The following is a 23,029-nucleotide window of genomic DNA, read 5'->3' on the forward strand; positions in this document are numbered from 1 at the left end:
GCGTGTATACAAGCTGCCGAGAGGCCATAGCCGTCGGTCTCGACCTGTTTTATTTCCCGTGGTATCATTTATCTATGAATGCGGATAGGGAATACGCCCTTCGCATCGCCACAGAAGCGAAGCGATTGGAAAAGAGCATTTCAGGCAAGAAAAGCGAATTGAAAACATGGCTCTCAAGGGTCGATCTTGCCGAAAATTCGGAAAAAGAAGAGCTTGCCGAGGCTGCAAAGAAAAGGGTCAGTGAACTTGAAGCGGAAATCCAGAAGCTCGAGGTAGAGGCGCGTCTTCTTTCCCGTGATGTGGAAGAAGCAAAAACGTTATGGAAAAATAATGCACCTGAAAGGCTTCTCTCCACCGATGCCGAGGCCCTTGTCAGAAGGCTCGACGCCCTCGCCGGAAATATCGGCTCGGAAAGTGAGGCCTTTGCCGAGCTCCAGCGTAATGCCGACGCAGAGGCCGCTTTAGAAGAGTTGAAGCGAAGTATGGAGGAGAACAAATGAAACCATACGCCTTAGCACAGTTTTCCGAAGAACACTTTATTAATCAGCAAGCACTACGCCCCTTTCTATTCGGCCATCGCGGCTATTCATCAAGAGCACCGGAAAACACCATGTCCGCATTCAGGCTCTGCGCCGATCTTCACATACCTGGTATCGAACTGGATGTCCACCTCACAAAGGACGGAGAGATCGTCGTTATACACGATCACAACCTCAAACGAACCGCAGGCATCGAGGCAGTTGTAGAAGCCTGCAGACTGGACGATCTCAGGCGTGCCGACATCGGAAGTTGGTTTTCTCCCGAGTTTACAGGTGAGCTTATAATAACGTTGCAAGAGCTGTTCGAAACCTTTTCCGATCGTTTCTATTACGACATCGAATTAAAGGATGAAACACGGGGAGATAGTGGGCTTGCCTCGGCCGTCGTCGACGTTATCGAGAAATCAGGACTGGAGATGCGGTGCATACTTTCCTCTTTTAATCCATTTCCCCTCATCGCAGCAAGAAAACGAAGCAAGTCGATTCCCACCGCAATTATCTACAGCAACGACAAGGCGGTTCCCGGAATTCTCCGCCGAGGTTTCGGTAAAGTCATTGCCTCGACCCCAATTCTCAAACCGGATTTTCATCAGGCGAGCTCTTTTGCCACGGCATGGTACCGAAGGGTTGAAGGTCGTGCCGTAATTCCATGGACCGTCGACGATCCCGCCAGCGGAAAAATGCTTCTACATAGGGGTGTGGACGGCCTCATAACAAACGACCCCGAAATTCAGTTAAAGGACTTCGGGGTCGAGAGGGTTTTCTAAAAGGAAAATCACGGCAGACTGTTGGCCATGGAGTCGCCGATCATCTTACCGAACTGCTTAAAAGCGGCACTCATCGCACTCTGGGCATTGTTACCGAGTGCCGTCTTGAATTTTGTTCCGGACGAGTAAAGGATATCTCCACTCGAAAGGTCGGCAACCTTGATGTCTCCGGAGACCTTTACCGTAAAACGGCCGTCTCCCTCTCGAAAATCGCTAATTCCGACGGTACCGAAGATGATTCTTCCGTACTGATTCCCGAAGCTAGTTGCGGCATTTCTGATAACGGCCGCATCGCTGGAACCCTGAAGGTTCGAAAAGGGGGTAACGGTTCCGACCTTAAAGCCCTGGCTGCTGAGGGCCTCCAAGAGCCCCGAAGCCGTCTCCGTCCGCCCGGTGGCATTCCCGCCGTTATCAACATCGACGATCATGACCGCCGTAGCGACCTCCTTCGCCCGGCTCTCCACGGTATAGGAAAAGCTTACCCCTTTTGTCCCGATCAGCTGTTCGAGGGCCTCAAGTTGGGGATAGAGGGCATCCGGTACATCCTCTAAACTCTCAAGTGCATCCGAAAGATCGATACCCATGGAAAGAGTCTCTTTTCCGACAAAATCGGGAGGAGGAGGAAGGAATTCCACTTCACCGTCGGATCCGCTCTTTACCGTCTCGACTTGTATCTGAGTCCGGTTATTTCGCCCCAGGGTTTTATAGGTCACCTTCACAGGAACATCTGAAAGAGCCCCTGCCTCCGAAGAAACCTTGGCACGAAACCCCTCCCCAAAGGGTTTGTTCATATCAGCCGAAAGGTTGTCGTTCAAACGAACAATGGTAATCGCCTGAACCGCCCTCCGCGCTTTATTCATGTTTCGCTCGTACTTGATGGCAGCATTATCCACCTCGGAACTTGAGGCAGCCAGTGCAGCCTCAAGATATTTGACAGCAGCCCGATACCAGGAACCGGAAGAGGCAAGTGAATCGCCCTCGGCTTCGGGGCCGGAGATAGCCTCACGCTGTTCTGCGAAGACCGCCTGAATCCGGGCCTGCTCCTGTAAGAGGGATTCCTTGTCATAGGCCGCAAGAATATAGACATTTGCAATCCCACCCTGCTTCTCGCTGTAGGTATCCCGAATGCGAAAATCACCGATCTGGGCCTTGCTGCTCTCCTTGATCGTCTGCTCGAGGCTCGTGGTAAACGAATCAAGGGTATCCTTCGCTTCAACAGTAGTATCGGCGCTCACCTTTACACCGAGGAAACGGGTAATCGACGCAACAAGATCGCTGGTAGCAGCCTGCCGGGCCGCAGCCTCATCACCGTCCGGATTCGAACCGGAACCGACGAAAAATACCTCGTCGGAAGTATCCGCAGGAGGCGTCATCACCCATGACGGACGATCGCTTCCCGATCTATCGGAGCCCGAAGAAGCACAGCCAAAGAGAAATGAGAGAATAATGAATCCTGAAAGGATAAAACTCGTTTTGCGCATCTTTCTCATCTTATAGTCCTGTATCGAAAGTGATGGAATTACCCCGCTGAAACACAAGGAATGTCCCTTCCATTCCGGAAACCCCTTCGGTTGCATCGTAGATCAAATCTTCGAGATCGGTAATACGGCCGATAAGACGGACCTCATACCGGCTCTCTTCAGGAGCATAGCTCAATTTTCGGATATTCTTGACCTTGCGCTCTATCTTCTTCTCAAAATTCCTCATCATTCTGGAGTCGGGCGTATTCTGAATCACCAATGTATACTTAATTCCCTGGCTCAGCTCCTGCCGGGTATACAACTGCGCCTGTTCGATCGCCTTCTGTACTGCGTTATAGGTGGCCGAAGCAACGGCGTTGTTGAGGGCATCCTTCTCGCTTACGGTGCTCATGGCAGGAGGTACGGTTTGATAATAAGCGGTTCCCCTGCCACTCCCGGTAGAGGCATCGAAATTCTTCAGGTTTACACTTGCACTGCCGTAATAACGGCCACTCTTGGTTTCCGAATTGGCATCGACGGCGATCTCAATATAAATATCTGCATTGAGTTTATTTGCGATCCACTGGATCATCGAGATGGACTGTCCGGTCTCTTCCTCATAGGCCATCTCCTGGTCCTTCTTGAGCCGTTCGATCTGCTCCAAGTCGACATAGTTCATACCGTTCTGTGCAAGATACTTGTTGGCCATACCGACCGCGGTGGTGGCAAGAAACTGATCGGTGACGTTTTCTTCATCGTAGTAGACCATATAGCTGAGATTACCTACGATATCCTGAATTAATGCGGCTTCCTGCGGGTCGATCTCGCCGGAAGTCGAAGCAGGCGCCTCTTCAGGAACTTCTTCCTGTCCGGCGGAAGGGGTAGCTTCGGCGGTTGCAGGCTGCGGAGCGGAAATGGCAGGCCTTGGCTGATCGACAAGAGCGACCTCGCCACCCTGGGGTAAAACCTGACCGCCGTAGATGCCGGCGCCACGGAGGACCGCAGCAACAGATTCAAGGTTGATTTTAATACCGAGGGTCAAGGAAAAATCGCCGTCCGATCCCCCACGGTCGATAATCTCCATGGAATCATTGTACACATATGCATTGACGCCGCCCTTGCCAAAAAGAGCCGTCTCGATTTCATCTCGTTTTGCTGCCGCGGCGGCAACGCCGAGCAGATCAGCCGAAGCCTTACGCACCGCTGCAATCTTAGCCTGATTCATCGCCTCGGTCTGAGTGGCTCCACTACCGCTGCCGTAATAGACCGGCGATGAAACCGGTGCGGCAGAAGCAGCAGCCTGTTTGCCGGGCCCTGTAGATCCTCCACCGGTGCTGGCACAGCCAGCTAGAAGAAGTACGAAAATAACGGAGAGTGCGGCTCCGATTTTCACAATACTGTTTTTCTTTTTCATCTATCTTGCTCCTGCTACAACTTGAAGGTCAGGCCGCCGCCCAAGACAAGCCCGTTGTAATCGTTGGGATTAATGTCTTCAAGGACCAAGGCCTGGTAAAAAGTATATCCCGTACGAAGAAAAAATTTCATGTTCTGTTTGAAAAGATATTGTGCCTCAACAAGCCCGGTAAAACCGATGCTGCTGAAGTACTCATAATCCTCGTCGCCATTGATAGGAACAAGGAAGCCCGCGCCGACGACGGCACTGGGGTTGATGCTCAGCCGCCCGAACATCCAGTTAGCTTCGGCACCGACATAGGCGTTAACCGGAAACCAGATAGCAAACGAGTCTCCAAGAGGAACCTCCACCCCTACCACGGGCCTCAGAGAATAGAAACCACGACTTCCAACCGATCGCAAGCCAGCGATAGCAAGAATTTCCTCGTCCGAATCGGAAGACTGAAGGATATCGAGATATCCGGATAGCTCAACACCAAGTCGCGGAATCTCCTTCAGCTGCTCCCCCACATTCGGCCGCCCATTACTGTAGCGCACCCGGGTCGAGGAGATCTCTTCGTCGACGGATTTTACAACAATCAACCCGGTCTCCTTCGACATTTGGCGACCGGAAGGAAGAACCCTTGTCTCGACAATGGCAAACTCATCACCGACCTGGACGCCCATGTTTCTGCCGAATTCGATAATATATTCTTTTCCAATAATATCAATAATACCGGTCTTCAGCTGAAATTCAGGGACGCTGCGAAGCTCATACTGTAGCTGCATAGGAATGGCATCGGCAGCACCTTTTATCGCTTCCTTCTGGCTGTCTCCCGATCCCGAGGTATCGATCTGAAAACTCGCGAAGGCCTTCCCCTCCTCTACATTGACAAAAGTAAAGGAGGTTTGAATATCAGCCTCGTAGGAGTCTTCGTCATAGCGAACATCATAGTAGCTCATTACCGGAATAACGACGATGAAGGAACCGACAAGTTTATTGAAATCAGCCTCGGTAAAGGTTGCTTCCCCAAGCCTGACCTCCTCGGGAATTTCGACATTTTCCTCTTTGTATTTTTTCACCTGGTCGATAAAAGATTGAATATCACCGGCCTCTAATCGATAGGTCATCCCATAGATGTTGAATCGTCCCAACCCAACAAAAACATTCTGTATGGCCTGGTCGACCAGACCAAGAGCCCCGGAAGGTATGCTCCAATCTGCATAACTGAGACTGAAGACAGCAATATCTTTTTTTTCGGAAATTTCTTGTGCAGAAAGGGACATTGCCATCATACAGACAGCAAGCAGTAAAGCCGACAAACGTCGAGATTTCATGGAGCTCCTCCTCAAAGTTTTCCACCTAGATAATATAGGCAGAATCTTAAAATTTCAACGTGGGGAAAAGATTATTGCATGAAAGTTAGCTATTGCACTCCTCCGTCACGAACCGGAACGTGTACTCCAAATTCATCCAAAAAGATAGGAGTCTGCCCCTCAATGGAGAGGTCCAAAGGAGCCGCGAGGTCAAAGCCGTCACTCGAACGATCCCACGTTTTCACAACGTGATGGTCAATCGAACAGGAAACCATCAAACGCCTTCCATCAAGGGAAACGCTCCAACCGACAATAGACGAAGGGATGGCTGCAATCCCCGCAGAGAGCCGTTCAGGCGATTGGGCCCCCTTCTTACGGGCAGGCAGCAGTATATAGGGAATGGAAGAGGGATCACGTCCGGCCCTCAACACGATCTCCCCATCTTTCGAAAGCTCCCAGACAGAAGTATCGGCATCTTTTTCCAGCGGTTCGAACATATGATCGATGACAAGCGAGGATCGACCTTCCGCAGCTTTCAAATTGATCTCAAGTCGATCCCCAACTGCAAAACGGTACCCGAAGGTTCCGTTCCTGACAAAAGGCCGGGGAGTTCCCCGTCTTCGAATCTCCCCAGAAAGGGTATTCGAGGCGGGATCCAAGCTTCCGTAAAAATGAAACAGAATTTCATAGCTCCTGTTGGGAAACTGATCGCTCCCAGGCGTGGAAACGGTAGAATCGACATAAAACTCCATCGTGCGGTAAAAGGGAGATGAAAAAGGATAATCCCCGGCACAATTTTCGGGAGGAGGTTCCGGAAAAAGTTCCAGCAAAACCGTATACACACCATCACGTCCCGGTGCAGTCAAAAGAGCCCCATCCTTAAAATCACCGGCAAGGCCGAAGGCAAAGGGCTCGCCCTCAAGACTCCACCGCAGAAAGAAATCGGGATTCTCTCCCACATTGGTAAAAAGAAGGCCGTATGTTCCGGGCTCGAGGGAGGCAGCGGGAACAATATTGATGAAAGGTATTTCAGGAAGATAGGATTCGGTAAAAAAAGGAATTTCACCTGATTCTATGATTTGATTCTCGGCATCAAAGAGCTCATATCGCAGGAGGTGATACCCCCTGTGAGATTCTTCCAGCGTAACCGGCGGCAGCTCATCATCCAAAAGCTCCTGAGTAAACTCAACACTCCCGACACTTCGATTATCACGATCAAGAATGGTGACGAGCATTCGATCAGGAATAGGCAGTGTCTGCCACTCACTCTTTTTTCTGATCTCAATCACAGCGCCGGGCATGAGAACGGCACCGGCCTCGACCGAGAGATCAATATACTTACTTTCCGCCTTTTCATTACCGAAGGGAGAAAAAAGATCCGCATCACCGCAACCGGCACATAAAAAAGCAATATACGAGAGCACTATAATGGAACGAAGCCTATTCACATAATCCTTCCTATTCGTACTATAGCACAAAATAAGGTAAACAGGCAAAAATATCTAATACATCAAAAACTGATTTTACCCCCAAAATGACCGGTACCTTCTAGTGAAAACGGATTATCAAGAAGCCCCGACGTCCCTCCACCGGTAGCGTCATCGATTTCCTTATAGAGCTTAAACAGATAGCGAACATCGGAGAGTTGGAGTTTCGTTTCGGCATAACTTTTTCCAAAACGGGTGAAAAACTGGGTGGACGAAAGGGTATTATCGATGCGGGTCCTGCCAATCCCCTGTTCATGATAGTCTGCAAGTACATCAAGCCGGTAAAAGACCTGTTCGAAAAGAGGCAGGATACTCCTCATCTTGATGACGGACGGACTTATCTTTGACTTCACCTGGAAAAGGGTACCGGTGGCATTGGTTCCAGCTTTGCCGTATCGTTCAAGAAGTGCCCTGTTTGCAGCCAGAAGACGGTAGGCTTGTTCAAATTTCGGATAGTAGTTTTGGTATTGACGGGCATAGCCGCGAATAAAGGTATCCGCCCCGTTTTTAAAAACATCCATCCGTTTGGATATCCAATAATTTTTATAGGTATCCAAATCCTCCGGGGCAACCGCAAAAGCGGAAATCTCCGTTTCGGGAACATTTTCCACTACCTGTCCGGGTTCTGCATAGATGCTGCGCCCCTGAGGATCGGCACATTCCACGGCCCCTTCGTCACAGAGTACAAGGATCCCCCCCTCGGGACTGGACGCCACGTCAAAGCTGGTTCCACGAATTCCCATGACGGCGCTTTCCGTACGAACATGAAAGCTCTCGTTGCTGGTAAGTTTACGAACACGAAAGGAGAGGCTGCCCTTCATCATGGTGAAACTGCTCTGCTGTTTTCCACCCACCGCATCATCGGTAAGATAAAAGGCCGTATCGGGACTAACCTGGACGACAGCAGATGTCCCAGAAGCAGTGACGACATCGATTTCGGCACTGCCGTCTTTCCCGGTTTCAAGGGTATCATAGGGCTCAAGGTAAAAACCGATATCCACATTCTGCCACTCAAGTTTTTTACCGTCGCGGTAGACATCGACCGTTCCGTCCAGATAGACAATTTCACCGCTCAGCCGCCCGGCGAACACTATTCCCGTCATCGCCAATGCCACGAACAACAAGCAGACAAGCCGTTTCATCCACGGTACCCCCTATAACCCTTCGAAGATAAACGTAGCACAAAGAATCCCAAGATTCAAACAGCGCTCTTTTTTGCTTTCTGTTCGGCCCAAAGTGAGACCAGGTGAATAAGTGTTTCACAAGCCTCAGCCATGATTTCAAGGGACGCCCACTCGAAGCGGCTGTGATAATTATGGCCGCCGGTAAAGATATTGGGCGTAGGGATACCCATCTCGCTTAATCTGGAACCGTCGGTACCGCCTCTAATGATCTGCCGGACAGGCTCGACACCGCTTTTCGCAACGGCCGTTTCCAGGAGTTCCATGATATGCGGATCTGCCGCAATATGATCCCGCATATTTGCATACTGCTTTCGAACGTCGACATCAACCGTTCCTCCGGGGAAGGCCGCCTCAACAGCTTTGGCAAAATAGTTCAGGGCTTCGACCCTCCGCTCCATACCGCTTGTCTCAAAATCCCGCAAATAAACATCGACATAGGCCTTGTCGAGATCCCCGGAAATTTCAAGGGCCGCATAATAACCGTAGCGATCATCGGTGGCCTCAGGACTCTCGTTCCGGGGAAGCATCGAGACAAAAGCCGACGCCATGGCAACGGCATTGACCAGTTTGCCGCGGGCGGTACCAAGGTGGATCACCTTGCCGACACAAGAAACCCTTGCGACAGCCGCATTAAAACACTCCCCCTCGATGATACCCCGCTCCCCTCCGTCCACGGTATAGCAGCAGGAGGCTTTAAGGCTGGAGGGATCAAACCTATCAAGGCCTCTGCCGGTTTCCTCATCGGGAGTAAAAACAATCTCAAGATCTCCACGGGTAATTTCATCATGAGCAAGGAGCCAGGAGAGGGCCGTCATAATTTCTGAAACCCCAGCCTTGTCATCGGCACCAAGAAGGGTTGTGCCGTCGGAAGTAATGACGGTCCCCCCTTTGCACTGCAGAAGCTCGGGATAAGAAACGGGATCGAGGATGTACCCTTCCTTAAGGGATATGACGTTCCCGTCGTAATCACGATGAACCTGCGGCTTCACGTCGACGCCACTCATATCCGGAGAGGTATCGACATGAGCCATCAAGCCGATGGTGGGAACCTCACCATCTCGGAGATTACCGGGAACACGAGCAACGAGATGTCCCCACTGATCAAGTTCGACATCGGCTATTCCCAGTTCACCGAGCTCTCGTTTCAACAAATGGAGGAGATCCCACTGTCCCGGGGTCGAAGGCAAGGTTTCGACATGGGGATCACTCATGGTGGTAATCTTTACATAACGAAGGAAGCGTTCAAGGAGTGCTTCCTTCAACTCGCTTTGTAGTTTTATACTCATACCATTCACTATATCGTTACGATTCACGATAGGCAATTCTGTTTTTATTGATCAGGAATGATCTCTTTAGTATCTTTATCGATATGAGCATACCACAATACCCGGTCTTTGCACCAATCGATCTATCAATGAGAGGCGAGCTACATCCCGGGCTTTCTCTCCTCAAGGACGGGATATCGGAATTCACCTTTGCAGGGCTCTTCCTCTTTCGTAAGCGGTACGGCTATGGGCTGAGCAGGCTGCCGGATAATCATCTTGTCATAAGCGGAACAAGTGAGACAGGAAAGTTTTTTATGCTTCCCTGTGGTATTCCGGAAGATAAACAGATCCTCCGCGCTCTTTTTTCCGAACATCAGTATTTAAAGAATTTGCCGGAGCAGTATGCGGAAAAAGAACGGATCAATCTGGAACAGAAGGGCCTGTGTGTCTGTGAGGATAGAGAAAACTTTGATTATCTTTATCTGAGAAAAAACCTCGCAACCCTTGCAGGAAGGAAATACCACAAAAAGCGAAATCTCGTGAACGCCTTTATTAATAGTTATACCTATGAAGAAAAGTGGATCGACAAAGAGAATCGCAACGATGCCATGACCATCCTTGATGCATGGAGGAAAGAGCGAGAGGACCCCGGTGATTTTGAAGCGGCAAAGGAGGCTCTTGAGATGATGGAAGAGCTGGGTCTTATCGGCTGCCTTACCTATGTTGACGGAAGTCCAGCTGCCTACTCCTTGGGTGAGCCCCTGGCAAAAGGAAGGGCCTTCGCAGTCCACTTTGAAAAGGCCAACGACGATTTCAAGGGAATCTATCAATTTATCAACCGTTCTTTCGCCTCCATGCTTCCCCGTCATTACTGCTATATCAATCGAGAACAGGATCTCGGAGATCCCGGACTCCGCCAGGCAAAGATGAGCTATCGACCGGACGCCTTCGTAAAAAAGTTTAAGGTACAACCGGAAGAATCCGCCGGCTGCTGTCCTTCGGACCAAACCTCAGAATAGCCTACGAAAATGTAATACAATTATGTCGGTATTACATTTTCGTAGGCAAAATCCCCTGCCCTTAGATGCCATTCTATAGCTTAATCATTTTATCTTTTTCCCCGTAAATAAATTACGAAAATCAGCATATAGAATGGCACGCTTTTTGCAATACAATATACACAAGCGATAGAAATAACTTCGGAGGAAATAATGGCAAACGGAAACATTGATTTCACCAAGACCCCCCTTACTGAACTGTACGGGTCTAACCAATTTAGCGAAAGTGTCATGCGGCAGCGACTTCCCAAGTCGGTGTTTAAGGAATTACAGGCGGTTATGAAGGGAGAACAGACCTTGACCCTTGAGATCGCCGAGGTCGTTGCCAGCGCAATGCGGGACTGGGCAATCGAAAAGGGTGCAACGCACTATACCCACTGGTTTCAGCCGATGACGGGGCTGACTGCCGAAAAGCACGATTCCTTCATAAGTCCTACCTCCGACGGTAAGGTCATCATGGAGTTCTCGGGAAAAGAGCTGATCATGGGAGAGCCGGATGCATCCAGTTTCCCCAGCGGCGGCCTTCGGGCGACCTTTGAAGCACGAGGGTATACAGCCTGGGACACAACGAGTCCGGCCTTCCTAAAAGAGGACAGAACCGGGGTCACCCTTTACATCCCCACCGCCTTTATCAGTTTTCGGGGAGAAGCCCTGGACAAAAAGGTCCCTCTGCTTCGTTCCATGGAAGCGATTGAAAAGCAGTCCCTGCGCATTCTGAAAATCCTCGGAAACGACTCCAGCAAGCATGTATTCACTACTGTTGGTCCGGAACAGGAATACTTCCTGGTCGACAAGAGTTTGTACGATAAGCGCCCCGACCTCATCCTTGCGGGACGAACCCTTTTCGGTGCCATGCCCGCCAAGGGACAGGAGCTTGACGATCATTACTTCGGTTCGATTAAAGAACGAGTCTCCGATTTCATGCGGGAATTGAACTATGAACTGTGGAAGCTCGGTATTTCAGCAAAAACCCAGCACAACGAGGTTGCTCCGAACCAGTTCGAGCTTGCAACTATTTTTGCAAGTGCAAATGTTGCTACCGACAACAACCAGCTTGTGATGGACACCCTGCGCAAGGTTGCCCTTCGCCACGGCCTGGTCGTACTGCTTCACGAGAAGCCCTTTGCGGGTGTCAACGGTTCTGGAAAGCATAACAACTGGTCGATTGCCACCGACGATGGTATCAATCTCCTCGAGCCCGGTGACAGTCCCCATGAAAACGCTCAGTTTTTGCTCTTTCTCGCTGCGGTTATTGAAGCTGTGGACCGTTACGCTCCCCTGCTGAGGGTCTCTGCGGCAAATACAGGAAACGATCATCGCCTCGGCGCAAACGAGGCACCGCCCGCGATTATTTCGATCTTCCTCGGCGATCAGCTCAGCGATATCCTGGAGGCTGTTTCAGGCGGTGGAACGGTAAAAGCACGCGAAGGTGAGATGATGATCATCGGCCAGACAAGCCTGCCGAAGTTTCCCAGGCACATGACCGACAGGAACAGAACAAGCCCCTTCGCTTTTACCGGAAATAAATTTGAGTTCCGTATGGCAGCTTCCAGCGCCTCGATTGCAGAAATCAACACATTCCTGAATGCAGCTGTTGCCGATGTTCTCGCGGGTTTTGCCGAACGGCTCGAAACCACAAAGGATGCGGACAAAACCAAGACTATCGCCGAACTGGTCAAAGAGAGCTACAACAACCACAAGCGGGTTGTATTTAACGGGAATGGTTACTCCGACGATTGGGTTGCAGAAGCCGAGAAACGGGGCCTTCCCAACATTGCAACAACCGTTGAAGCCATCGAGAGGCTTACCGACGACAGTAATATCGGCGTTTTAAGCCGACACGGTATTCTCAGTAAGGAAGAAATTCTCAGCCGACATGAAATTTATCTTGAAAGCTACAGTAAAAAGATTAACATTGAAGCTGAAATCATGCTTCGCATGGCACGGCAGTCTATCTATCCGGCGGTCAACCGTTTCATCGCGGAAACTGCGAAACTGATCGGCCAGGTGGGTAGTATCGATTCCCAGCTTTCCATGAAGCGCCAGCGCGAGATACTTGCCTACCTTGTGGAAAAAGCCGAAGAACTTGCCGCAGCTGCCGATGTACTTGAAGTAAAAGTAAAAAGTGCTCAGAGCATAGCCGATCCCTCAAAGCAGGCGAGAAGCTATAGGTTTGATGTCTTTGTCGCCATGAGTACCCTGAGAGCGGCTGGAGATGCCCTTGAAGAGGCACTTCCCAGGGATGCATGGCCGTTCCCCAACTATGAGGAACTTTTGTTTATGCTCTAATCCTTGACTGTATTTTTGTTAAAGGAGAAGAATAAAGGGGGTCGGGCTGTCCTGCATTGGCTATGCAGGACAGCCCTTTTCATTGTTACAGGTGTTCGGCAAAGAGTTCGCCGAGAGTAGCAATGGCGGAATTAATCTGCTCCACCGTACTGTTGGTAAAATTCAGGCGCATGGTACCGGCCCCGTCTTCCTTTCGTGTATAAAAGAAACGACCAGGCACATAGGCAACCTTCCGCTCGATGGCTTTTTCATAAACGGCAAGGCTGTCGAAACCTTCGGGACCTTCCGCCCAGACAAACATTCCACCTTCAGGCTCTGTAAAAAAGAAAGAAGAAGGGAAGTGTTTTTTCAGCGCTACAAGCATCGCCTCCTGTTTCGGACGATACAGTTCACAGATTTTCGGAATCTGCCGTTTCATATGCCCCTCTCCGAGGTAGAGCGCGGCAAGGGCCTGTACGAAGGTGCTGGTATGTAAATCGATACTCTGCTTGGCCTTTACCATCCAGGAGATCAAATCCTTCGGGGCTGTCACAAATCCCAGTCTGAGGCCGGGAGCAAATGTTTTCGAAAAGGTACCGGAGTAGAGAATATTATCGGAAGCAAGCGAAGCGATCGGTGGTAACGGCTCACCCCGATAACGAATTGCACCATAGGGATCATCTTCAACAATCAGCAGATTGTGCTTGATCGCAATATCGGCAATGGCCTTTCGTCGCTCCAAACCGATGGATTTCCCCGTGGGATTCTGGAACGTAGGAACAAGGTAGAAGAACTTCGGCTTCTCTTTCACTGCCACCTCTTCCAGAGATTCCGGAATGACCCCCTCTTCATCGGTAGCGATATCGACATAGACGGGCTGATAGGGATTAAAGGCTTGAAGCGCCCCCAGGTAGGTAGGGGATTCAACGGCGATCTTATCTCCCGGCATGATGAAAAGCTTTGCCACGACGTCAAGAATTTGCTGACTTCCGTTGGTGACCAAGATACGATCGGTTTCGGCACTTTTAATATGCCGATCGTTTTTTAAATAATCGGAAAGCGCCTCCAACAGGGGAGCAAACCCTTCACTTGTGCCGTACTGAAGTATTGAGTCCTTCCAGGTCGTCAGAGCCTTATCACACAGCTCTTTTACCAGCTCAACGGGAAAGGCATCGGGTGAGGGAAGTCCGCCCGCCAAAGAAATCATCCCCGGTTGTGCAGTGACCTTGAGGATCTCACGCAGAATGCTCGACTCCATGCATTCCGTCCGTTCCGCATACCTAAATTGTCCCACTACTTGCTCCTCCTGCTTCTCGCGCTTAATCAAGACGCATTATTGTTATATGCTCTTCCCGGAAGTCGGCTCTCCGAAGATTCCCAACAGAAGATCGGTACCCATCATATCCGGACTTTTCATACTTTCAATCGACTGCACAAACTCCTTGAGATCCAATAGCACCTCAAGCATAAGGAGCCGTACAAAAGGTTCATGCTCCTCAACGGTAGAGAGCTGAACCACAGTACCACCCAGCTTCAGGGTGATCTGGATATCATCCTTCCTAAGGTTATACAGCTGCCGATTATGATCGACCGGCTGGACAAAAAACTCCTCACCTCGGAAACCGTTCAATACCTCGCTGATCACAAATTCGGCCATTCTCTTGGATGGGAATTCCAATTCAATGGTCTTCATCGAACCGGATCCCGTATCAAGACATTTTGTGTAACCACTACCGCCATGAAAACTTTTTATCAGAAGAGGGGGCGCCGCAATTCCGGCAGCAAGAAGCGTCATGATGGCAACCCCGAAAATTTCAGGACCGATTGCTCCCGAAGCAAGGCCGATACCGGCGACAATCAAGGTTACCTCTCCCCGAGGCAGCATTCCGGCACCGATGCGAAAGGCCCCGCGCACATTAAAACCGACAGCAAGGGCGGGGAGCCCGCAACCAATCAACTTCCCGGCAAAGGCAACCAGAACATAGAGAGCCCCGAAACCGAGCACCGCAGGTAAAGCGGAAAAATCCACCATCATACCCATGATGGCGAAAAAAATCGGAACCATGAAGTCGTAAATGCCGTGAAGCTTTTCCTGGATCTCAAAGGCGATGTCGGTCTGGCTTAGGCTCAAGCCCACGACATACGCTCCAATTATCATAGCCAAACCGGCCATTTCCGACAAGCCTGATAAAAACAAAGCAATACCGAAACTGATGGAGGCAACCATTTCCATTGATTCCAGACGTTTCAACCTCCGACTCAGTTTCGGCGCAAAGATGATACCAAGCACGGTACTGATCAACCAAAAACCAAAGGCCTTTGCGGCAATAATCCCAATATGCCCCCAGTGGACATGCCCTCCTGCGCTGGCAACCTTGGCAACACCAACAACAACGGCAAGGAGGATAATCCCCAAAACATCATCGAGTACGGCAGCAGCAAGGATGGTAACCCCCTCGGGACTCGACATCTTTTTCTTTTCACTCAATATCCTTGCAGTTATCCCCACACTGGTAGCGGTAGAGAGGGTGCCCAGGAAAAGTGCTGTCGGATGCATAAATCGGTGAACGGCAGGAAGGAACAACACCGCAACCATGTCACCAAGGAAAAAGGAAACGACAACACCACCGAAGCCGACAAGACTGCCTTTCATCGAAAAACGAAGGAAGGTGGGTAAATCGGTTTCCAGCCCTGCAAAGAAAAGCAAGACGATTGAAGCGACAACTGCAAAACCGTAAAGCTCCGGACTAACAGGCAAGGTTCCCGCAGGGAGTGGGAACAGAGGACTATCAAGGACTGGAACCCGAAGCTGGCCTAAGGCATAGGGGCCCACAACCATTCCCGCGACAAGCTCTCCCAGGACTTTGGGCTGCCGAAGGTAGCGGCTGAATATCCAGCCGAGAAAGCGGGAGGCAATCACGATAAAGGAAAGCTGCAGAATCAGCAACGTCATGAGATGGGTCATGTAGGGGCCGGATTCGGCAACCGATTCGGAGGCGAGAAGCAGCACAGGGGCCGTCAGAGAAAAAAACAGCACTATGACAAGGGCAAATGGACGTTTACTATCATTTGAAAACATCGGCGGCCCCTCCTAAAGGAGGGAGAGGAGCTGCGCCGGTGTCGTGGCAGCAAGCATCGCCTTGCGGCTTTCTTCATTTTGAAGGATCTTACTAACCTCGGCAAGAAACTGTACATGAGGGCCGGTTTTATTGACAGGACTTATCGTCATAATAAAAATGCGGCTGGGCTCACCATCCAGGGCCTCGAAATCGACCCCTTCCCGCTTAATACCGACACAGGCGACAAGTTCCTCCACGGCAGCACATTTTCCGTGGGGAATTGCAACCCCGGATTGAATGCCGGTGGACATCTTGGCCTCCCGTTCAAGCACGGCATCCAAGGCTGCCTGACGATCTCTGATCTTTCCGCTTTTCATGGCAAGATCCACAAGGGCCTCGATAACATCCCGCTTCGTCTTTCCGGGAAGATCAAGTGAAACAAGGTTTTCGCTGAGCTGCTTTTTTACGTTCATAACGTAAGCACCTTATCGCTTGAAAAGCGCAGCTGTCAAGCATAGCGCACCGGCAGCCGAATCATCACCGTTGTTCCACCACCCGATCGGGAATGGAGACTGATACTTCCCCCCATCCTCTCGACCAGATAGCGAGAAAAGGGGAGACCCAGCCCTTTGTGATTCCACTTCTCGGTGTAAAAGGGCTCGAAAAGACGCTCGGTATCGGTATGGGGCAGCCCTCGTCCCCGATCATAAACAAGAATGGTGATCTCATCGTTTTTTCCATCCGAGGGAACCACGGAGACTTCAATCGGAAGATTACAGGAGGAAGCTGCATGCGCCTCGGCAGCGTTACGCAAGACCTGAGTCAACACTACCTGTAATCCGACCTTATCCGCGGCATGGAAAGAGGCATCGATGGAGGAAATATCAAGGATGCATTCCAAGGGGCACTCCTCAAAGACAATCCGTACAGCAGTCTCCAACTCCTCAACAAGTGTAACCGCTTTGAGCTCATCACTTTCCCCTGAACCAAAAGCAATTAATTCCCGTGTCATAATAGAGGCCCGACCGATCAAACGCTTGGCCTCACCGAGCCACTTTACCTTCAGTGCCCCATCCTCTTCTATCAAACCGAGCTCAATCTTCCCGGCCAGGGCGGCAAGGGTATTGTTGAACTCATGGGCAAAGGAAGCGGCCATGGTGGAGAGAAGATCAAGTTCCCTCTTTCTGCGAACCTCTGCCGCAAGTTGGTTCCACTGTGTCATATCCCGCAGGAAATGAACCTCCCCCAGGAAGGTGCCCCGTTGAGAATAGATACGATCCACGTGATGAACAATCGGTCGGGTTCCGTTACCAACCTTCAGCATCTGTTGATTTGCCAAGGGTGTGGCTTCGGGGACAAAATCAACCACCTCTTCAACAGTCTTTCGATAACTGTCTTCTTTGACAATGAGATTGGCCGCAGGATTCGCATAGAGGATCTTACCGTCTTTACCGAGGACAAAAAGAGGATCGGGATGATGGACGAGGACACCCAACTGCAGCCGCTGAAACCCAAACAGGGAGCGCAGGGAGACAAGCACACCGACCAGAATGACACCCACAAGCAAAAGCATCATGAGAAAAATACGTTTCAAGGCATGAAACTCGGAATCGTACAGCCGAGAGACCTCTTCTGCGAGTTCCACAAGGCTTTCTCCGAAGGGATCGTAGAGACGAATAGTTTTCCGCCGAAGGTATTCCAGGGCGGGTCCACCCACAGGCCCGTCCAGGCCAGCCAGCGCCTCATATTCGGGGAAAAGTTTCTCCTCAATCTCCTGCCAAAGGAGGGCAGGCAGCTCGAGCAGGGTCTCTCCCCGGGTAGAGAGCCCGAGAATCGAGATAATCTCCTCATTGTGGGTTACGCGATTCAATTCTATGGTAAGGCGCAAGGAACTGGTCTTCAAAGCATCATAATGTTCCGCAGGAACCTCGGCGACAAGAAAAGCAAAGGTAAGAAGCTGAAGATCGGACCAGTGGCGAAACAAATTGACAGGATCGACCCGATCAGAGCTGGTATGCTCCTCCCAGACCTTGACGGCAGGGTACATTGCAGCCAAGGTAACCCCAAGCAGAATAATCATAAGCAGGGCCAGGGTCCGAGCATCCTGTAATTTCATTTATTTCCAAACAAGTTTCAGTTCTACAGGGTTATGAAGAGTCACGAGATCCAAAAGCGGCAGCGAGACTTTTGCCTCACGGCCCGAAACGGAATCAAAACCGCGGCTCTCGGAAATAGTTCCGTCGACACGAACGGCAAGATCAACACGTTGTGATTTGATCATAGCAATGACGGAATCCTCATCGGCATACTCTTCCAGAAGAAAGACCAGAAGATCCGTATACTCTTGCGGAGTAACAGGAGGGTCCTGCGGTCCGAAGGTTTCCACCCCATCCTCCTGGCTCATGGGGATAAAGGAGCGTACCGCCGGCCAGGTATCGATATTCAAAGAAAACTGCATTTCGGTCGTTCCATCGGAACGTCGGGTGAAGGCCAGAGGAGAAGCCTCATCCTGCGCGAAAAGCGCAGAAACATCGTCAAAAGCAAAATCAAGAAGCAAGCTTCCCCGTTTCGGTGTAACGGCCCGTTCCAACTCCAGACCGGAAATCGCCGCCATGCTCTCTCTTAAGGTAGGAAGATCAAAAAGCTCCATAGAATCGGGATCGGCATTAGAAAAACCAGCAATAATATCATTAAGGTAAGCAATGAAAAAAGGGTGAAGAACGACCTGAGCCTCGATCCTACCACTCCCGTCATCTCGCAGTAAAACAGAATCCCTGCTGCTGCACCCAGAGAGCAGCACAAGCATCGAACACAACAGAACGAGTCCCAAACATATCATCTTTCTCATGATGTATGCAATGTACCCCACCCCATTGCAGTCGTCAATGTCACATTGCATTTTTCCACATGATCTGCATAATGAAAGGCATGGAGGGACCCCTCGCTTCCGCCCTTTGGGGGCTGCTGTTTCTGCTCATTCCCGCTTTTATCCTTCTCATCACCTCAAAAGCACCATTTCTCAAAAAAGCCGGCCCTGTAGTAGTTACCTATGCCGTAGGTCTGTTTCTCGGCAACTGCGGGCTACTTCCCGCCGGTTTCTCACGTATCCAGGACCTCCTAACCACCATTACTGTTCCCTTAAGCCTTCCCCTGATTTTTTTCTCCCTCGATCTCGGTACCTGGAAAAGCATTGCCGGCCCAGGCATCAGATCCCTGGCAGGAGCACTTCTCGCTGTAGTGCTCGGCACTTTTGCAACCTTTCTGCTTTTCGGCAGCCTCCTTGGAAAGGAGGCCTGGAAAGTCGCGGGTATGTTGGTAGGGGTCTACACGGGAGGAACGCCAAATCTCGCATCAATCGGTTCCGCACTCAGCGTAGACAGCAGGCTTTATGTCGCCATTCATGGGAGCGATGTGGTGATATCCAGTTTTCTGCTGCTCGGCATCATCACCATCTTTCCACCGATAGCGCGAGGGCTCCTACCTTCCTTCCGGACCACTTCAAAGAACAAAGGAGATGAAGCCGCCGACAGTTATGATGCAAATTTCAATCCACTGAAACGTGGTGATCTGGGTGACATCGCAAAGGGACTCCTTCTTTCCGGGATCATCTTCGCCATCGGAGCTTCGGCAATGCTGATACTGCCCTCTGCAATAGCTCTGCCTACGGTAATCATAGTGATAACCAGTCTAGGGGTCGGGGCAAGTTTCATTCCTGCAGTAAGGACCTTGAAAAAGAGTTTTCAAAGCGGTTTCTATCTTATCCTCATCTTCAGTCTTACCGTCAGTTCGATGGCAAACATCGACTCCCTGGCAAGAACAGCTCCCTCGGCAATGATCTACGTCTCCATTCTCTTGTCTAGTATCACCCTGCTCCACTTTCTTTTCTCTTTTCTTTTGAAGGTTGATGCCGACACCCACCTGATTACCGCTACCGCTTTCATCCTTTCTCCGCCCTTTGTCCCCCTGGTTGCGGCAAGTCTCCGAAACCGAGAGATCGTCGTGCCTGGAATCATCATCGGCGTCATAGGCTGGGTTATCGGCAACTACCTCGGCTTAGCCATGGCAGGGCTTTTGTCGATCCTTTAGCGTTATCAACAAATGGTATCGGCCGTTTGAACGGACTACAGCTCCGACAAACAGGCCTTCATTATATTCACACAGCGCTCTTTATCGATGTCGTAGACAATCCGAACACTACTATCCCGGGAGGCAAAGCTTCTTCGGTCGGCAATGAGAGCACCGTCGGCCCATCCGCCGAGATTGACATCACAGGCTGCAGCCTCTAAGGAGGTGACGATTGTCGGGTCGATGACGCCGCAAACCGTTATTGCATCATGGATTGTCACCTGGCCGTTATCGCAAATATTCAGCTGGGTACAACGATGGATGAAGCGGTCGATAAGATTGCCGACGAAGGTTCCGGCAGGAGTGCCCAGGCTGCGAAAACCATCCGCATCTTCATGATCGCAGGGAACACGTTCCGTCGCTTCCAGGGTGAAGATTCGGACAGGACAGCCGCTTTTGAGCACAATCTGAGCCGCTTCGGGGTCATCGTAAAAATTGGCTTCTGCCGTGGGAGTCCTGTTGCCGGAGCTAACGCTCCCCCCCATAATGACAATCTCTTCGATGTTGGAGGCAATGGAGGGATCCATTCGCAGGGCAACGGCTATGTTGGTAAGGGGGGCAACCCCTATGATGGTAATCTTTTCCCCGGCATTACGCAGGGTGTCAACGAGGAACGAGCAGGCATGAGCCTTTCGAACTGCATAGGGTGAAGGGGGAAGAGGAAAAGATGGTTCATGGATGGAAATCTGCTCACCATCGACAATCGTCGAAACGGTCTGAAGTCTGACATCATGAGCCCTACCCGGCATGAGGGTCCGTACCATGGGAAGAGAACAGCCCGCATAGACGGGAATATCCCCGCCGCTTAGGGCAAGCACTCGCAGGGTATTCTCTACGGTATTGGCAAGGGGAAGATTACCACAAGTGACCGTCACCCCAATGAGGTCGAAGGCCTCAGATGCCGCCGCACAAAGAATTGCAACGGCATCATCGGTCCCGGTATCAACATCAAGAATGACCTTCTTCTTTCCCATAATTATTTCTCCTTCATGCATAGTTTTCTCAGATTCCCCGAATCTTTTCGTCGAGACCGGAGAGCAAGGTTTCACACTTCTCCAGAATCTCCTGGATATCAAAGGAAAGAAAATTCTTCCCATGTACCAGCAACCTTCCGTTCACAAAAACCGTGTCCACATCGCTGCCACTTCCCGCATACAGAAAGTTACTCAGACGGGTATTCTGGTTACTTAAGGCAAGATTGCCCCGGGTATCGACAAGGATGAAATCGGCAAGGGCGCCTTCCCGGATTACGCCGAGGTCAGAATACTTCAGGGCCTCGGCACCGCATCTGGTCATCATCGCATAGGTGGTTGAAAGATCCATTGATGAAGGGTCGAGGGAGGCGCCTTTTTGAAGATAGGCTCCTATCCGGGCTTCCAGAACCATATCGCGGTTGGAGCTGCTCGCCTCACCGTCACAACCGAGGCAAACAGGGATACCCATCTTGAGCATCGCATCAACCTTAGGGATACCATCACTTATCTTCAGGTTGGTAGACGGACAATAGACAGGATGGGCGCCGCTCTCTTTGATCAGGCCCAATTCATCATCCTCCAGCCAGATGCTGTGGGCGAGGAGGGTGTCCCGATCCAGCACACCGTAGTTGTAGAGGGCCTCGGCCTCTCCCCAGCCCGTGCATTCTCTGATTTTTTTCGTCTCTACCGGCCCCTCGGCCAAGTGGGTATGAAAGATGAGACCATGAGATCGGGTAAACCCCTTCAGCTGTTGCATCAACTCCTTAGAACAGGCGGGAAGCCCTGAAGGGGCGCATGAGGTTCGCAGGCGGCCCTCAAGGTGAAGATGGTGGCGATGAAACAGTTCTTCGGACTCCTTTAGACTCTCCTCCACCGTCCACAAGGGGGTGACGTCATTTTCCGGTATATCGGTATGACTAAGCCCGACGGTGGCCCGAATCCCCGAATCATCAATGGCCTGCATGGTAGAGTCGAGATAGCGCTGCCCGCACATCTCGTTGATCGTGGTCGTACCGAAACGAAGAGCCTCCAGACAGCCGAGAAGGACCGCATAGTAGTTATCCTCCTCACTCATCACCTCTTCGATCTTGTACATCCTCACCAGCCAGTCGACAATGGGATAATCGTCCAGGTAGCCCTTACTAAAGGTCTGAAGAAGATGGCTATGGCAGTCGACAAATCCTGGAAGCAACATCTTAGCCCCGGCATCAATGACCGTCTCATTTCCGGTCGGGCGAATGGAGGAAGCTATTTTAGCAATTCGCATCCCCTCGACGAGGATATCCTGTCGTCGAAAGGAGAGGGTTTCAACATCTGCTATGTCGCAGTTTCGTACCAGATAGCTGTCCATTGTCAGGCTCCTCTCACATTCTCTCGGCGAAGGTCTGCAGCGATCAAATGCTTGATTGCAAGGCAGGCCACATCGAGGGTCGGGTCATTCATCGTCTCGTAGGCAAGGATCGCCCCGGTCCTGCAGCCGCGAATGGAAGAGACAATAAAAAGGGCTGCGGTTTCCATCTCGCTGGCCATGACGTGACCGACCTCCCACGCCTTCCAGCGCCGATGCAAGGCATGGGCCTCGGGCATGCTGTCGGGATCGTGCTGTCCGTAAAAGGAGTCTTTGGACTGGCAGAGACCTTCGGTAAAGCAATGGCCGAGGTCTGCCGCAGCCCGGGCAAGGGCTTCGACGACCGCGCGGTCGGCTACGGCGGGATACTCGATGGGGATATACTGTCGGCTGGTTCCTTCATCCCGGACCGCACCGGTGACAATCACCCCATGCCCCTCCTCTTCGAAACTATCGGCACAGATTCGGCCGCAGGTCCCCACCCTGATGAAGGTATCGGCCCCGCAGTGGATCAGCTCCTCCAGAGCGATGGCTGCCGACGGTCCGCCCATGCCGGTGCTTGTTACCGACACATCAACCCCGTCGAGCTTTCCCGTCCAGGTCTTATGTTCCCTATTATGGGCAACCAGGTGCGCGTCGTCCAAAAAGGACGCAATAGCATCGGTCCGGAAGGGGTCCCCGGGTAGCAAAACATAACGTCCCACATCCCCCTTCTTACAGGCAATATGGTACTGTTGTCCCTTTTCGTTCAGTACTTCCTTCGATTGTATATATCCCATTCCGGCC

Annotated in this window: 19 protein-coding genes; 5 read left to right on the forward strand and 14 right to left on the reverse strand. The window is 51.2% G+C overall.

Translation table 11 applies throughout. The features are described 5' to 3' along the window. Positions 1-2: 2 nt before the first annotated feature. Together SPIRS_RS19665 and SPIRS_RS19670 are read left to right on the forward strand one after the other, a co-directional pair. Positions 3-500: a hypothetical protein gene (locus SPIRS_RS19665; RefSeq protein WP_245537631.1), complete on the forward strand. Its 498-nt coding sequence runs from the start codon at positions 3-5 to the stop codon at positions 498-500. After that, positions 497-1,306 (forward strand): glycerophosphodiester phosphodiesterase, encoded by an 810-nt coding sequence (locus SPIRS_RS19670; RefSeq protein WP_013256447.1) that lies wholly within the window; start codon positions 497-499, stop codon positions 1,304-1,306. Before SPIRS_RS19665 ends, SPIRS_RS19670 begins: the two co-directional genes overlap by 4 nt. An 8-nt stretch (positions 1,307-1,314) precedes the next feature. On the opposite strand, the gene SPIRS_RS19675 is transcribed toward SPIRS_RS19670, so the two are convergent. The 6 genes from SPIRS_RS19675 to pepT all read right to left on the reverse strand — a co-directional run bounded on the left by SPIRS_RS19675 (position 1,315) and on the right by pepT (position 9,432). After that, positions 1,315-2,796 (reverse strand): hypothetical protein, encoded by a 1,482-nt coding sequence (locus tag SPIRS_RS19675; RefSeq protein WP_013256448.1) that lies wholly within the window; start codon positions 2,794-2,796, stop codon positions 1,315-1,317. A gap of 1 nt (position 2,797) precedes the next feature. Next, positions 2,798-4,180 (reverse strand): DUF6175 family protein, encoded by a 1,383-nt coding sequence (locus tag SPIRS_RS19680; RefSeq protein WP_013256449.1) that lies wholly within the window; start codon positions 4,178-4,180, stop codon positions 2,798-2,800. Between the two features lie 14 nt (positions 4,181-4,194). Next, positions 4,195-5,496 carry a hypothetical protein gene (locus SPIRS_RS19685; RefSeq protein WP_013256450.1) on the reverse strand — a complete coding sequence of 434 codons (1,302 nt, stop codon included), beginning with the start codon at positions 5,494-5,496 and terminating at the stop codon, positions 4,195-4,197. An 89-nt stretch (positions 5,497-5,585) separates the two neighbouring features. Then, on the reverse strand, positions 5,586-6,923 hold the full coding sequence (locus SPIRS_RS19690; protein ID WP_013256451.1) for a hypothetical protein: 1,338 nt from the start codon (positions 6,921-6,923) through the stop codon (positions 5,586-5,588). A 62-nt stretch (positions 6,924-6,985) separates the two neighbouring features. Continuing rightward, positions 6,986-8,104 (reverse strand): FecR family protein, encoded by a 1,119-nt coding sequence (locus SPIRS_RS19695; protein WP_013256452.1) that lies wholly within the window; start codon positions 8,102-8,104, stop codon positions 6,986-6,988. 56 nt (positions 8,105-8,160) lie between these two features. Continuing rightward, complete coding sequence (pepT, locus tag SPIRS_RS19700) at positions 8,161-9,432, reverse strand: peptidase T (protein WP_013256453.1); 1,272 nt, start codon at positions 9,430-9,432, stop codon at positions 8,161-8,163. An 83-nt stretch (positions 9,433-9,515) separates the two neighbouring features. On the opposite strand from pepT, the gene SPIRS_RS19705 reads away from it, so the two are divergent. Next, positions 9,516-10,430: a DUF2156 domain-containing protein gene (locus tag SPIRS_RS19705; RefSeq protein WP_041866146.1), complete on the forward strand. Its 915-nt coding sequence runs from the start codon at positions 9,516-9,518 to the stop codon at positions 10,428-10,430. A 192-nt stretch (positions 10,431-10,622) separates the two neighbouring features. Further along, positions 10,623-12,758, forward strand: coding sequence for a glutamine synthetase III family protein (locus SPIRS_RS19710; RefSeq protein WP_013256455.1), 2,136 nt, complete (start codon positions 10,623-10,625; stop codon positions 12,756-12,758). Between the two features lie 85 nt (positions 12,759-12,843). Here the strand turns inward: SPIRS_RS19710 and SPIRS_RS19715 are convergent, their stop codons facing one another. The 5 genes from SPIRS_RS19715 to SPIRS_RS19735 are packed head-to-tail and all read right to left on the reverse strand — an operon-like array spanning position 12,844 to position 18,644. Continuing rightward, positions 12,844-14,031 carry an aminotransferase-like domain-containing protein gene (locus SPIRS_RS19715; RefSeq protein ID WP_013256456.1) on the reverse strand — a complete coding sequence of 396 codons (1,188 nt, stop codon included), beginning with the start codon at positions 14,029-14,031 and terminating at the stop codon, positions 12,844-12,846. A gap of 45 nt (positions 14,032-14,076) precedes the next feature. Further along, complete coding sequence (locus tag SPIRS_RS19720) at positions 14,077-15,816, reverse strand: cation:proton antiporter (protein WP_013256457.1); 1,740 nt, start codon at positions 15,814-15,816, stop codon at positions 14,077-14,079. A gap of 12 nt (positions 15,817-15,828) precedes the next feature. Continuing rightward, on the reverse strand, positions 15,829-16,269 hold the full coding sequence (locus tag SPIRS_RS19725) for a PTS sugar transporter subunit IIA (protein WP_013256458.1): 441 nt from the start codon (positions 16,267-16,269) through the stop codon (positions 15,829-15,831). Between the two features lie 35 nt (positions 16,270-16,304). Further along, positions 16,305-17,912 (reverse strand): ATP-binding protein, encoded by a 1,608-nt coding sequence (locus SPIRS_RS19730; RefSeq protein WP_013256459.1) that lies wholly within the window; start codon positions 17,910-17,912, stop codon positions 16,305-16,307. Next, entirely contained in the window at positions 17,913-18,644 is a 732-nt protein-coding gene (locus tag SPIRS_RS19735) for a hypothetical protein (protein WP_245537632.1), read from the reverse strand. Positions 18,645-18,715: 71 nt separating this feature from the next. Between SPIRS_RS19735 and SPIRS_RS19740 the strand changes: the two genes are divergently transcribed. Then, positions 18,716-19,882, forward strand: a complete 1,167-nt coding sequence (locus SPIRS_RS19740; RefSeq protein WP_013256461.1) for a DUF819 family protein — start codon at positions 18,716-18,718, stop codon at positions 19,880-19,882. Between the two features lie 35 nt (positions 19,883-19,917). On the opposite strand, the gene SPIRS_RS19745 is transcribed toward SPIRS_RS19740, so the two are convergent. The 3 genes from SPIRS_RS19745 to SPIRS_RS19755 are packed head-to-tail and all read right to left on the reverse strand — an operon-like array spanning position 19,918 to position 23,022. After that, positions 19,918-20,895 (reverse strand): nucleoside hydrolase, encoded by a 978-nt coding sequence (locus SPIRS_RS19745; protein WP_013256462.1) that lies wholly within the window; start codon positions 20,893-20,895, stop codon positions 19,918-19,920. 28 nt (positions 20,896-20,923) lie between these two features. Continuing rightward, positions 20,924-22,246, reverse strand: a complete 1,323-nt coding sequence (locus SPIRS_RS19750; protein WP_013256463.1) for an amidohydrolase family protein — start codon at positions 22,244-22,246, stop codon at positions 20,924-20,926. 2 nt (positions 22,247-22,248) lie between these two features. Next, positions 22,249-23,022, reverse strand: coding sequence for a nucleoside phosphorylase (locus SPIRS_RS19755; RefSeq protein ID WP_013256464.1), 774 nt, complete (start codon positions 23,020-23,022; stop codon positions 22,249-22,251). Between the last annotated feature and the right edge of the window lie 7 nt (positions 23,023-23,029).

The organism is Sediminispirochaeta smaragdinae DSM 11293 (assembly GCF_000143985.1).
In the GTDB taxonomy this organism is placed as follows: Bacteria; Spirochaetota; Spirochaetia; order DSM-16054; family Sediminispirochaetaceae; genus Sediminispirochaeta; species Sediminispirochaeta smaragdinae.